The sequence below is a fragment of the Azospira inquinata genome, assembly GCF_018905915.1.
Lineage (GTDB): Bacteria > Pseudomonadota > Gammaproteobacteria > Burkholderiales > Rhodocyclaceae > Azospira > Azospira inquinata.
Genome location: NZ_CP064782.1, coordinates 2,834,006 through 2,846,324 on the forward strand (window position 1 = coordinate 2,834,006; position 12,319 = coordinate 2,846,324).

General features: G+C 62.2%; 12 protein-coding genes. All 12 read left to right on the forward strand.

What is annotated here, in order from left to right:
- The first annotated feature begins 2 nt into the window (after window positions 1-2).
- Window positions 3-1,241: a flavodoxin-dependent (E)-4-hydroxy-3-methylbut-2-enyl-diphosphate synthase gene (gene ispG / locus Azoinq_RS12870; RefSeq protein ID WP_216128489.1), complete on the forward strand. Its 1,239-nt coding sequence runs from the start codon at window positions 3-5 to the stop codon at window positions 1,239-1,241.
- A 55-nt stretch (window positions 1,242-1,296) separates the two neighbouring features.
- A complete protein-coding gene (gene hisS, locus Azoinq_RS12875; protein WP_216128488.1) occupies window positions 1,297-2,595 on the forward strand; it encodes a histidine--tRNA ligase in 1,299 nt (432 codons plus the stop codon).
- Complete coding sequence (locus Azoinq_RS12880; protein WP_216128487.1) at window positions 2,595-3,272, forward strand: YfgM family protein; 678 nt, start codon at window positions 2,595-2,597, stop codon at window positions 3,270-3,272. The genes hisS and Azoinq_RS12880 overlap by 1 nt, the downstream gene beginning before the upstream one ends.
- Entirely contained in the window at window positions 3,272-4,420 is a 1,149-nt protein-coding gene (bamB, locus tag Azoinq_RS12885; protein ID WP_216128486.1) for an outer membrane protein assembly factor BamB, read from the forward strand. Before Azoinq_RS12880 ends, bamB begins: the two co-directional genes overlap by 1 nt.
- A 19-nt stretch (window positions 4,421-4,439) precedes the next feature.
- Window positions 4,440-5,822 (forward strand): ribosome biogenesis GTPase Der, encoded by a 1,383-nt coding sequence (gene der / locus Azoinq_RS12890; protein WP_216128485.1) that lies wholly within the window; start codon window positions 4,440-4,442, stop codon window positions 5,820-5,822.
- A gap of 84 nt (window positions 5,823-5,906) precedes the next feature.
- Window positions 5,907-6,149 (forward strand): RNA chaperone Hfq, encoded by a 243-nt coding sequence (gene hfq / locus Azoinq_RS12895; protein ID WP_216128484.1) that lies wholly within the window; start codon window positions 5,907-5,909, stop codon window positions 6,147-6,149.
- Between the two features lie 98 nt (window positions 6,150-6,247).
- Window positions 6,248-7,444 (forward strand): GTPase HflX, encoded by a 1,197-nt coding sequence (gene hflX, locus Azoinq_RS12900; RefSeq protein ID WP_216128483.1) that lies wholly within the window; start codon window positions 6,248-6,250, stop codon window positions 7,442-7,444.
- Window positions 7,445-7,464: 20 nt separating this feature from the next.
- Entirely contained in the window at window positions 7,465-8,739 is a 1,275-nt protein-coding gene (hflK, locus tag Azoinq_RS12905) for an FtsH protease activity modulator HflK (protein WP_216132403.1), read from the forward strand.
- Between the two features lie 12 nt (window positions 8,740-8,751).
- Window positions 8,752-9,636: a protease modulator HflC gene (gene hflC / locus Azoinq_RS12910; protein ID WP_216128482.1), complete on the forward strand. Its 885-nt coding sequence runs from the start codon at window positions 8,752-8,754 to the stop codon at window positions 9,634-9,636.
- 24 nt (window positions 9,637-9,660) lie between these two features.
- The gene (locus Azoinq_RS12915) at window positions 9,661-9,846 is read left to right on the forward strand and encodes a DUF2065 domain-containing protein (protein WP_216128481.1); all 186 of its coding nucleotides are present in this window, start codon (window positions 9,661-9,663) and stop codon (window positions 9,844-9,846) included.
- Window positions 9,843-10,997, forward strand: coding sequence for an ATP phosphoribosyltransferase regulatory subunit (locus tag Azoinq_RS12920; protein ID WP_216128480.1), 1,155 nt, complete (start codon window positions 9,843-9,845; stop codon window positions 10,995-10,997). The genes Azoinq_RS12915 and Azoinq_RS12920 overlap by 4 nt, the downstream gene beginning before the upstream one ends.
- 6 nt (window positions 10,998-11,003) lie before the next feature.
- Window positions 11,004-12,314, forward strand: a complete 1,311-nt coding sequence (locus Azoinq_RS12925) for an adenylosuccinate synthase (RefSeq protein WP_216128479.1) — start codon at window positions 11,004-11,006, stop codon at window positions 12,312-12,314.
- Window positions 12,315-12,319: the final 5 nt, after the last annotated feature.

Below are 12,319 nucleotides of genomic sequence, written 5' to 3' on the forward strand. Positions count from 1 at the left end.
TCATGACCGATCCCCAAGCAATTAAACGCCGCCCGACCCGGGCGGTGCGGGTGGGCAATGTGGTAGTGGGGGGCGCGGCCCCCGTGGTGGTCCAGTCCATGACCAATACGGACACCGCCGATTATCTGAGCACAGCCCTACAGGTGGTGGAACTGGCCCGGGCCGGTTCCGAGCTGGTGCGCATTACGGTGAATACGGAAGCCGCTGCCGCTGCCGTGCCCCGCATCCGGGAGCATCTGGAGCGGATGGGGGTAACGGTGCCCCTGATCGGCGATTTCCACTTTAACGGCCACCGGCTGTTGGCGGATTTTCCCGACTGCGCCCAAGCCCTGGCCAAGTACCGGATCAACCCGGGCAATGTGGGCCACGGTAAAAAGCGGGACGAACAATTCGCCCAGATGATCGAATTGGCCTGCCGCTACGAAAAGCCGGTGCGTATCGGGGTGAATTGGGGCAGTCTGGACCAGGATCTGCTGGCCCGCATGATGGATGAAAACGCCAAAGCACCGGCCCCCCTGGGCACGGAAGCCCTGATGCGTCAGGCCATGGTGGCCTCGGCGTTGGAGTCTGCCGCCCGGGCGGAAGCCCTGGGCCTGCCTGGGGATCGGATTATTCTTTCCTGCAAGGTCTCCGGGGTCCAGGATTTGATTGCCCTGTATCGGGACCTTTCCGGCCGTTGCGACTATCCCCTCCATCTGGGACTTACCGAAGCGGGCATGGGGAGTAAGGGCATTGTGGCTTCCACTGCCGCCCTGGCCGTATTGCTGCAAAGCGGTATCGGCGACACCATCCGGGTGTCCCTGACCCCGGAACCGGGGGCCAGCCGCAGCCAGGAAGTGGTGGTGGCCCAGGAAATTCTCCAGACCATGGGGCTGCGGGCCTTTACCCCCATGGTGGCGGCCTGTCCGGGCTGCGGGCGCACCACCAGCACCCTGTTCCAGGAACTGGCGGCCTCTATCCAGGATTATGTGCGGGGCAAGATGCCCGACTGGCGCGGCGAATATGAGGGGGTGGAAAATCTTACCCTGGCGGTTATGGGCTGCGTGGTCAATGGCCCGGGGGAAAGCAAGCACGCCAATATCGGCATTTCCCTGCCGGGCACGGGGGAGGCCCCGTCCGCCCCAGTGTTTGAAGACGGCCAGAAGACGGTCACCCTGCGGGGCGACCATATTGCCGCGGAATTTCAGGCCATTGTGGATCGCTACGTGGCCAGCCACTATCGGCGCAAACTGGCCCAGTGAGGCCCTTGAATAACGGCGCTGGGCTTGGTCCGGCGCCCCGAAGGAAAAGGTGGTTATGAGTCAGAAAGTGTTGCAGGCCATCCGGGGAATGAACGACATTCTTCCCGAAGAGGCGGAACAGTGGGAAAACTTTGAAGAAGTGATCCGCTCCTGGTTGCGCAGTTACGGCTATCGCCCGGTGCGCATGCCCATCGTGGAGCCTACCCCCCTGTTCAAGCGGGCCATCGGGGAAGTGACCGATATTGTGGAAAAGGAGATGTATTCCTTTGAGGATTCCCTCAACGGGGAAGCCCTGACCCTGCGGCCGGAAGGCACGGCAGGTTGCGTGCGGGCGGTGATCCAGCACGGTCTGGCCAACCAGCAGCCCCAGCGTCTCTATTACCTGGGGCCCATGTTCCGTCACGAACGGCCCCAGAAGGGGCGTTATCGCCAGTTCCACCAGGTGGGTATTGAGTCCTTCGGCTTTGCCGGTCCGGACATCGACGCGGAGCAGATTCTCATGGGCGCCCGCCTTTGGGACGACTTGGGCTTGGAAGGCATTCGCCTGCAACTTAACAGCCTGGGCCAGCCGGATGAGCGGGCCCGGCACCGGGCGGACCTGATTGCCTATTTCGAGGCCCATGCCGAGCAGTTGGATGAGGACGCCAAGCGGCGCCTCCACACCAATCCCCTGCGTATTCTGGATACCAAGAATCCGGACATGCAGGAACTGTGCGCCCAGGCTCCCAAGCTCATCGACTATCTGGGGGAAGCCTCCCTGGCCCACTTTGAAGGGGTGCAGCAAATCCTCAAGGACGCCGGGGTGCCTTTCACTATCAATCCCCGCCTGGTACGGGGGCTGGACTACTACAACCTCACCGTGTTCGAGTGGGTGACCGAGCAGCTGGGCGCCCAGGGCACGGTCTGCGCCGGTGGCCGTTACGACAGCCTGGTGGAACAGCTGGGAGGCAAAGCCACCCCGGCCTGCGGTTTTGCCATGGGGGTGGAACGGTTGGTGGCCCTGTTGCAGGACCAGAACCTCATGGGCCAGCCCACTGGTGTAGACGTCTATGTGGTGCATCAGGGGGAACAGGCCGGTCGGCTGGCTCCCCGGGTGGCGGAAGGGCTGCGGGATGCCGGTATGTCCGTGGTACTCCATTGCGGCGGCGGCAGTTTCAAGTCCCAGATGAAAAAGGCGGATGGCAGTGGGGCGGCCTACGCGGTTATTATCGGCGACGACGAGGCGGCGGCTGGGGAAGTGACCCTCAAGGTTTTGCGCAGCGTGGGCGAGGAAAAACCGGAACAGTTGCGGGTTAAGGTGGATGACTTGGCCCAAACCCTTATGGATTCGATTATCGATTGGGATGAAGAATAATGGCTGTCTACGATCTGGAAGAACAGGAACAACTGGCGGAAATGAAGGCCTGGTGGCGTCTGCACGGTAACCGGGTGACCAGCGTCCTGCTGGTGGCGGCTTTGGCCGCCCTGGGCTGGCAGGGCTGGAACTGGTATCAGAACAAGCAGACCGCCCAGGCCTCCTATGTCTTCACCGTGCTGGAAAAATCCCTGGAAGAGCGAAACGGCCAGCAGATCAAGGCGGCTGGCGGGGAACTCCTGGAAAAATTCGGCGGTACCGCCTACGCGCCCCTGGGGGCTCTGATGATGGCTAAGGCCGCCGTGGAAGAAGGGGACCTGAAGACCGCCAAGCTCCAGCTCAACTGGGTGGTGGATCACGGCAAGGGGGAAATTCAGGATATCGCCCGGTTGCGCCTGGCCGCCCTGTTGCTGGACGACAAGGCCGCCGATCAGGCCATGCGGCTCCTGGAAACCAAGCCTTCGCCTGCCTTTGCTGCCCGTTACGCTGACGCTCGGGGCGATGCCCTGCTGGCCCAAGGCAAGCAAGGGGAAGCCAAGGCTGCCTACAAGGAAGCCCTGGCCGCCCTGGATGGGGCGGATAAGGCCAACAAGGAACAGGGCGGGCAGGAAGCCCGGATGAACGCCCCCTATAAGCAAATTCTGCAACAAAAGATTGATTCCCTCGGGGACGCCTGATGAAACTCCGCCGCCTTTTCCCCCTGCTGCCCCTGGTGGCCGCTCTGGCCGGTTGCAGCATGATGGATGCGATCAACCCCTTTTCCAGCTCGGCCAAGGTCAAGATGGCGGATCTGCCCACCTTCAAGGCCACGGCAGAAATCCGCCCTCTCTGGCAGATGAAGGCGGGTAAGGCGGACGGTCACGTCTTCACTCCCGCCGTGGTGGATGGCACGGTCTATACCGCCTCCGGGGACGGCACCCTGACCCGTTTTGAAGACGGCAAGCAGGTGTGGCGCATTGCCGTGGGCAAGCCCCTTTCCGCCGGGGTGGGCGCCAACAACCGTCTGGTGGTGGTGGGAACGGCCAAGGGGGATGTGCTGGCGTTCTCCGCCGCTGATGGCAAGCCCCTCTGGTCCGCCCAGGTGAATAGCGAAATTCTGGCCGCTCCCGCCGTGGGGGATGGCATTGTGGTGGTGCGCAGCGGTGACAACCGGCTGTTTGGCTTTGACAGCAGCGACGGCACCCGCAAGTGGATTTATACGCGCAACAATCCGCCCCTGTCCCTGCGCAATGCGGCGCCCCCGGTCATTTCCGACCGCTATGTGTTCGCTGGTTTCCCCGGCGGCAAGCTGGTGGCCGTGGCCCTGCAAAACGGGGCCCTGGCTTGGGAAGGCACAGTCGCCCTGCCCAAGGGCACCACGGAACTGGATCGGGTGGCGGACATTACCAGCACCCCGGTATTTGACGGCCCCCTGGTGTGCGCCGTGGCCTACCAGGGTCGGGTCGCCTGTTTTGACCTGAGCAACGGTTCCCTGGCCTGGGCCCGGGAAATCTCCAGCGCCGCCGGTCTGGCCATGGACTCCCGCAATGTCTATGTGACCGACGACAAGGGAGCGGTGCATGCTTACGAGCGCACCCGGGGTACTTCCGTGTGGAAACAGGACAAACTCTTCCTGCGCCAGCTTACCGCCCCTGCCGTCCAGCGGGGCCTAGTGGCCGTGGGGGATGTGCAAGGTCAGGTGCATTTTCTCAACCGGGAAGACGGCTCTTTCGCCGCCCGCTACAGCACGGATGGCACTCCCATCCTGGCTGCGCCCCAGGTTTACGCCAACGGCTGGCTGGTGCAGACCAGCGGCGGCTCGGTGCAAGCCCTGGAACCCCGGTAATTTTCAAGGAAAGTCATAAGTGAAGCCCACGCTGGTTTTGGTCGGACGTCCCAACGTGGGCAAGTCCACCCTCTTCAATCGCCTGACCAAAAGTCGGGACGCCCTGGTGGCCGATCTTCCTGGCCTGACCCGGGATCGCCATTACGGTCACGGCAAGCTGGGCAGCAAGCCCTTCCTGGTGGTGGATACGGGGGGCTTTGAGCCCCTGGCCAAGGACGGCATCATGCACGAAATGGCCCGCCAGACCGAGCAGGCCATTGCGGAAGCCGATGTGGTGGTGTTCGTGGTGGATGGCCGGGTAGGTTTGACGACCCTGGATAAGGAAATCGCCAACAAACTGCGCCGTACCCAGCGCTCGGTGCTGGTGGCCGTCAACAAGGCGGAAGGCCTGGACCGGGGCGTGGTGTCCGCAGATTTCCACGAACTGGGGCTGGGGGATCCCTACGCCATCTCCGCTGCCCACGGGGAAGGGGTGAGGGATCTGCTGGAACTGGCTCTGGAGCCCTATCCGGAGCCTGATCCGGATGAGGAAAAGGATGAAGTGCCCCGGGTGGCCATCGTGGGCCGTCCCAATGTGGGCAAGAGCACCCTGATCAATGCCCTGATCGGGGAAGAGCGGGTGATTGCCTTCGACATGCCCGGTACCACCCGGGACTCCATTTTTGTGGATGTGGAACGGAATGGGCGCCCCTATACCCTGATCGACACCGCCGGGCTGCGGCGTCGGGGCAAGGTGTTTGAAGCCGTGGAAAAGTTTTCCGTGGTGAAGACCCTGCAAGCCATTGAAGACGCCAACGTGGTGGTGCTGGTGCTGGACGCCCGCCAGGATATTTCCGAGCAGGATGCCCATATTGCGGGCTTCATCCTGGAATCGGGCCGGGCCCTGGTGGTGGCGGTAAACAAGTGGGACGGCCTGGACCCCTATGTGCGGGAGCGCACCAAGGCGGAACTGGAACGCAAACTGAAATTCCTGGATTTCGCCAAGTTCCACTACATTTCTGCCCAGCAGGGTCAGGGCCTGGATACCCTGTTCCGCTCCGTGGATGGGGCCTACCGCAGCGCCATGATGAAGCTGCCCACCCCTAAGCTGACCCGCCTCCTCATCGACGCCGTGGCCCGTCAGGCGCCGCCCCGGCACGGTCTCAACCGGCCCAAGCTGCGCTACGCTCACCAAGGGGGCTCCAATCCGCCCCTGGTGGTGGTGCACGGCAATGCCCTGGAACATCTGGCGGACAGTTACAAACGTTACCTGGAACATTATTTCCGGGAAGGGTTCAAACTCCAGGGTACGCCGCTACGTATCCAGTTCAACGTGACCCACAATCCCTATGCGGAGCGGGGGGAACGGAAGCTCACCAAGCCCTCGGACACCTTCAAGAAAAACCTGAAGCGAAAGTCCTGATTCCGGTTCCGCCCCGGTGGCGCTCCCGGGGAAAATACTTTAAAGTGACCCATTCATATAACTACGAACCATGGAGCTAATACCATGAGCAATAAAGGGCAACTCCTACAAGACCCCTTCCTCAACACTTTGCGCCGTGAGCATGTGCCCGTTTCCATTTATCTGGTGAACGGCATCAAGCTTCAAGGCCAGGTGGAGTCTTTTGACCAGTATGTGGTCCTCTTGAAAAACACCGTCACCCAAATGGTTTACAAACACGCCATTTCCACCGTGGTTCCGGCCCGTCCGGTGAATATCCAACAGGAGCAGACCACTGCTGAATCCTGATTTTTCCACGTCGGAAAAAACGGCCCGCAACGCCAAGTTGCGGGCCGTGTCGTTTCTGCCGCGCCCCGTCCGTGGGCAGCGGCTAGGGGAGACTGGCCATGTTTGAGCGTCCGGGCAAAGGGCAGGGGGACGGCGCACCCGAAAAAGAGCGGGCCCTGCTGATCCAGGTGGATTTTGGCCGGGAGGCGGTGGGGGAATCCCTGGAAGAACTCCAGCTTCTGGCCACCTCCGCTGGCGCCGAAGTGGCGGAAACCCTGATTGTGCGGCGCAGTGCCCCGGATCCGGCCACCTATATCGGCAAGGGCAAAGTGCAGGACATTGCCGCCCTAGTGTCCACCTACCAGGCTTCCCTGGTGATTTTCAACCATGAGCTGTCCCCCGGCCAGGAACGGAACCTGGAAAAGGCCATGGCCTGCCGGGTCATCGATCGGACCAGCCTGATCCTGGATATTTTCGCCCAGCGGGCCAAGAGCGCCGAGGGCAAGCTCCAAGTGGAACTGGCCCAGCTGGAACATTTGGCTACCCGCTTGGTGCGGGGCTGGACCCACTTGGAACGGCAGCGGGGCGGTATCGGTTTGCGGGGCCCGGGGGAAACCCAGTTGGAAACGGACCGCCGTCTGCTGGGTATCCGGGTCAAATACCTCAAAGAACGTCTGGTCAAACTGTCCAAACAACGGGGGGTGCAGCGCCGCGCCCGGGCGCGGCGGGAAGTGCTGAGTGTGTCCCTGGTGGGCTATACCAATGCGGGCAAATCCACCCTGTTTAATGTGCTGACCAAGGCCGGGGTTTATGCGGCGGACCAGCTTTTTGCCACCCTGGATACCACTTCCCGCAAGGTCTGGCTGGCAGAGGCGGGGTCCGTGGTGGTCTCCGACACTGTGGGTTTTATCCGGGACCTGCCCCATTCCCTGGTGGAAGCCTTTAAAGCCACCCTGGAAGCCACGGCGGACGCGGACCTGCTCCTCCATGTGGTGGATTCCGCTTCCCCCGTGCGGGATGAGCAGATCGCCGAGGTGAATAAGGTGCTAGAAGAAATCGGTGCCCTGGGGGTTCCCCAGATACTGGTGCTCAACAAGACAGACCTCACCGGCCTGCCGGCGGCGGTGGAGCGGGACGAGTGTGGTAGAATCCGGCACGTCCGCTTGAGCGCGAAAATGGGCGAAGGCCTGGATCTTCTCCGTTCGGCACTAGCCGAGTTCGCACGGGACAAGTCACGGGGCGGCGCCGGCGGCCCAACTTCCGATGGCGAATCAACGGCGGATGCCGCCGACATCAACGCGAGTTCCCCGAAATGATTTCTACCCTCGGCCTTCTTATGTCCCTCAATGATCCCCAATGGGGCAATCAAGGCAACAATTCCCAAGGTAACAACAACGGTCGCAAACCCGATCAGGGACCTCCCGATCTGGAAGAATTGTGGCGGGATTTCAATCGCCGTCTGGCCGGTCTGTTTGGCGGCAAGGGCGGTGGCAAGCCCAATAACCCCAATAATCCGGGCTCCGGCCCCGATTTCTCTCCCCGTTTCCTGGGGAGCAGCGTGGGGTTGATTCTGGTGCTTCTGGTTCTGGCCTGGTTGGCCAGCGGCTTTTACATTGTTGACGCCTCCCAACGGGGGGTGGTGCTGCGTTTTGGCAAATTCCAGGAAGTGACCGAGCCGGGCCTGCGCTGGCGCCTGCCCTATCCCATCGAATCCCATGAGGTGGTCAATCTCACCGGGGTGCGTACCGTGGAAGTGGGCTATCGGGGCAGCGAAAAGAACAAGGTGCTGAACGAGTCCCTGATGCTCACCGATGATGAAAACATCATCAACATCCAGTTCGCCGTCCAGTACTACCTGAAAGACCCGGTGGATTACCTGTTCAACAACCGCCATGCGGATGAAACGGTAATGCAGGCGGCGGAAACCGCCATCCGGGAAGTGGTGGGCAAGAGCCAGATGGACTACGTGCTCTATGAAGGGCGGGAACAGGTGGCCTCCCACGCGGCCAAGCTCATGCAGGACATCCTGGACCGTTACAAGACCGGCATTGTCATTTCCAAGGTGACCATGCAGAACGCCCAGCCCCCGGAACAGGTCCAGGCCGCCTTTGACGACGCGGTCAAGGCCGGACAAGACCGGGAACGGCAGAAAAACGAAGGTCAGGCCTACGCCAATGACGTGATCCCCAAGGCCCGGGGCACGGCGGCCCGCCTCACCCAGGAAGCCCAAGGCTATCGCCAGCGCATTATCGCCACCGCGGAAGGGGATGCTGCCCGCTTCAAGCAAATCCTGCCCGAATACGCCAAGGCGCCCCAGGTCACCCGGGAACGGATGTATCTGGAAACCATGCAACAGGTGCTGAGCAACACCTCCAAGGTGATGGTGGATGCCAAGGGCCAGGGCAAGCTCCTTTACCTGCCTCTGGATAAGCTTATGCAGGCGGCGGGTGCCCCCAATGCCAACAACGGGGCCAATGCCGCTCCGGGGACCGAGGCCAATGCCCGCAGTACCACGTCTCCGGCGGGAGGCAATGGGGCAGCCCCCGTCGGGCGGAGCGACGATCAACATTCCCGGGAAGGTCTGCGCTCCCGGGACCGGGACGGACGCTAGGAGACGGGACCCATGAACAATAGTCTGAAATTCGTCCTCGGCCTGGTAGTGGGCGTGCTGGTGCTTGCCGCCCTGTGCCTCTTTACCGTGGATCAGCGCCGTTACGCCATCGTCTTCCAACTGGGGGAAGTGAAGCAGGTCATCACCCAGCCGGGCTTGAACTTTAAATGGCCGTTGATCCAGAACGTCCGCTATTTCGACCGGCGCATCCTGACCCTGGACAGCCCGGACCCGGAACGCTTCATCACCTCCGAAAAGAAAAACGTGCTGGTGGATTCCTTCGTCAAATGGCGCATCGTGGATCCCAAGCTCTACTACATCTCCGTGGGCGGCGATGAGGAACGGGCCCGTATCCGCCTGTCCCAGACCGTCAATGCGGGGCTGCGGGAAGAGTTCGGCAAGCGCACCGTCCATGACGTGGTGTCCGGCGCCCGGGACGTGATCATGGACGACATGCGGGCCAAAGCTGACCAGGATGCCCGGAAAATCGGCGTTCAGATCGTGGATGTGCGCTTAAAGCGGGTGGAGCTGCCGGAAGAGGTGAGCGAATCCGTCTATCGGCGCATGGAAGCGGAACGGAAGCGGGTCGCCAATGAGCTCCGCTCCCAGGGCTACGCGGAGGCGGAAAAAATCCGCGCCGACGCGGACCGGCAGCGGGAAGTGATCGTGGCCGAAGCTTACCGGGACGCGGAAAAGATCAAAGGGGAGGGGGATGCCAAGGCGGCGGCCATTTATGGCCAGGCCTTCAACAAAAATCCCGAGTTCTACGCCTTCTACCGCAGCATGGAAGCCTATCGGGCCTCCTTCAAGGATAAGAGCGACGTGCTGGTGCTGGAACCCAATTCCGACTTCCTGAAATACATGAAAGGACCCGGGGGCGCCCATCACGGCAAGTGAGGACGGCCCGGTTTCCCTTTATCCATGGCGAATTCCCTGCTTCTGGCTTTTGCCCTGATGCTGGTGCTGGAAGGGCTCTTGCCCCTGCTGGCGCCCCAGGCGTGGAAGGAGTCCTTCCGCCGCCTGATCCAGCTCAAGGACGGGCAGATTCGCTTTATCGGCCTGGTGTCTTTGGCAACAGGCTTTATTCTGTTGATGATATTTAAATGAACTGGCTGCTTCCCGAATACTTCGCCGACGCCCTGCCCGCCGAAGCTCAACAAATTGAAGGCCTGCGTCGCCGCCTGCTGGACCTGTACCGGGTCCATGGCTATGAACTGGTGATGCCCCCCACCCTGGAATATCTGGATTCCCTGCTCACCGGCTCGGGCCAGGATCTGTCCCTGAAAACCTTCAAGCTGGTGGATCAGGTTTCTGGCCGCACCCTGGGGGTCCATGCGGACATTACGCCCCAGGTGGCCCGGATTGACGCCCATCTGCTCAATCGCCAGGGAGTGGTGCGCCTGTGCTATTGCGACAGCGTGCTGCACACCCGTCCCGCCAGCATTTCTGCCACCCGGGAGCCGGTCCAGATCGGTGCCGAAGTCTATGGTTACAGCGGTTTGGCGGCGGATCTGGAGGCGGTGCGCCTCATGGCTGCTTCCCTAAGCGCCGCCGGGCTTTCCGCCACCCGCCTGGATCTGGGCCATATGGGCATTTTCCGGGCCCTGGCCAAGGCTGCTGGCCTGCCCAAGGAAGGGGATGAGGAACTCTTCGCCCTGCTGCGGGAAAAGGATGTGCCGGGGCTGGCGGCGGCTTGCGCTTCTTTGCCTGAACCCTATCGTTCCGCCCTCCTGGCCCTGCCAGACCTCTACGGGGATGCCCGGGTGTTGGCCCAGGCCAAGGCCCGTCTGCCCGATTTGCCCGCGGTGAGCGAAGCCCTGCAAACCCTGTCCCGGCTGGCCGAACTGCTGGCGGATTTGCCCGTGGATTTTGATCTCTCGGATTTGCGCGGCTACCACTATCATACCGGGGTGGTGTTTGCCGCCTACGCGCCGGGTTACGCCAGTGCCATTGCCCAGGGGGGCCGTTACGACGGCGCTGGGGCGACCTTCGGCCGGGCCCGTCCGGCCACCGGTTTTTCCATGGACTTGCGGGAAGTGGCCCGTCTGGCCCCGGCCCTGCCCGTGGCAGGCGCGGTGCTGGCCCCCATTGCGGTGGAAGATGGGGCCCTGGTGGCCAAGGTGGCGGCTCTGCGCGCCGCCGGTACGGTGGTGGTGGAATTGTTGCCCGGCGAAACCCGGGTGGCGGGACCGGTTTGCGATCGACGCCTGGTACAGACCGGCGGCGAATGGATTATTGAAGCAATCAAAGAGGACTAAGCGGCAATGGCAAAGAACGTGGTGGTGGTCGGTACCCAGTGGGGCGACGAAGGCAAGGGCAAGATCGTCGATTGGCTGACCGATAACGCCCAAGGGGTGGTGCGTTTTCAAGGCGGACACAACGCCGGCCATACCCTGGTGGTGGGGGACAAGGTCTATAAGCTCAATCTGGTGCCCTCCGGCATTGTCCGGGAAGGGGTGACCTGCTACATCGGCAATGGGGTGGTGCTGGACATCCACCACTTGCTGAAGGAAATCGACGGCTTGGAAGCCGGCGGTATCGAGGTGGCCTCCCGGCTCAAGGTGAGTCCGGGCTGCCCCCTGATCCTACCCTACCACTCTGCCATTGACCGGGCCCGGGAAGCGGCCAAGTGTGCCGACCAGAAAATCGGCACCACGGGCAAGGGCATCGGCCCGGCCTATGAAGACAAGGTGGCCCGGCGTGCCCTGCGGGTGTACGACCTCTTCCACCCGGAACGCTTCGCGGAAAAGCTCAAGGAAGTGCTGGCCTACCACAACTTTATCCTGACCCAGTACCTGGGTGCCGAAGCGGTGGATTACCAACAGGTGTACGACCAGGCCATGGCCGACGCGGAACGCATCCGTCCCATGGTGGCGGATATTTCCGCCGCCCTTTACGCGGTTAACAAAGCCGGTCAGAACCTGCTCTTTGAAGGGGCCCAGGGCACCCTGCTGGACATCGATCACGGCACCTACCCCTTTGTCACCTCCAGCAACTGCGTGGCGGGTCAGGCGGCGGCGGGCAGCGGTATCGGCCCGGGCATGCTCCATTACATCCTGGGTATCACCAAGGCCTATTGCACCCGGGTCGGCGGCGGTCCTTTCCCCTCCGAACTGGAAATCGACGCGGAAGGCTGCCCGGGTTACCAAATGTCCCAAAAGGGCCGGGAATTCGGCACTGTGACCGGGCGCAAGCGCCGTTGTGGCTGGTTTGACGCCACCGCCCTGCGCCGCTCTATCCGCATCAACGGAGTCACCGGCCTGTGCATTACCAAGCTGGACGTGCTGGACGGCCTGCCCGAACTGAACATCTGTACCGGCTACCGGCTGGATGGGGAAGTGGTGGATTTGCTGCCCATCGGCGCGGACCAGGTGGAACGGTGCGAGCCCATCTACGAAACCCTGCCGGGCTGGAGCCAATCCACCTACGGGCTGAAGCACTGGGATGAACTTCCCGCCAATGCCCAGGCCTATCTGAAGCGCATCGAGGCCCTGGTGGAAACCCCCATCGATGTGATTTCCACGGGTCCGGAACGGGAAGAAACCATTCTGCGGCGCCATCCTTTCTCCGTTTGAGAAGG